Below are 603 nucleotides of genomic sequence, written 5' to 3' on the forward strand. Positions count from 1 at the left end.
CGCGATGCTCGCCAACCATGCGCACGGCGCGATCACGCACCTCAGGCGAAAACTTGTTCCGGGTTTTGCTCATCACGAAAGCTCCTTCTCACAAATAGGAGCCTCCGGAAAACCCGGGACGCTTCACACCCTTGGGCTCGGAACGTTGTTGATCGCATGAGTGACTCTGAATTGATTGGCGCCATTCGGAAGTCCTCGCGTGAAATGGCCGCCGGCATGGGGGTGTTTTGTGTCGCAGAGTGCATCGATAGTGTTTTGATGTGGAGCCACTATGCTTCAAATCATCAAGGCATTGCCTTGCGCTTTGAATTTGGCTCCGACCCCCTATTGTCTCCAGTCATCTGGAAGGTGAAGTACCAGGATCAACGACCGATTTTACGGCACACGGATTTCGCTGTCGAGAGTATGGCCATTCCGATCGCGCTCGCGACGAAGGCAACCTTTTGGCAGTATGAGCAAGAGTGGCGCATTATGTTGACTGAACCGCGCCGGGTTTGTCGGAGGCCCCAACTCCTGAGAGGAAGGGCCTATGACGAGCAAGACGACGAACAAGTTCTCGCCTGAGGTTCGCACGCGCGCGGTGCGGATGGTGCTGGAACACGA

The 603-nt window shown here is 55.7% G+C and carries 1 protein-coding gene; it reads left to right on the plus strand.

The genetic code is table 11. The annotated features are described in order from the left end of the window. The first annotated feature begins 156 nt into the window (after positions 1-156). On the plus strand, positions 157-564 hold the full coding sequence (locus tag CA234_RS24175) for a DUF2971 domain-containing protein (RefSeq protein WP_126002950.1): 408 nt from the start codon (positions 157-159) through the stop codon (positions 562-564). Positions 565-603: the final 39 nt, after the last annotated feature.

This window comes from Sphingomonas sp. ABOLE (assembly GCF_003950455.1).
Lineage (GTDB): Bacteria > Pseudomonadota > Alphaproteobacteria > Sphingomonadales > Sphingomonadaceae > Sphingomonas > Sphingomonas trueperi.

Excerpts from the sequence above, each read along its gene's own strand:
- CA234_RS24175 (WP_126002950.1), top strand. The coding sequence starts at position 157 with ATGAGTGACTCTGAATTGATTGGCGCCATTCGGAAGTCCTCGCGTGAA.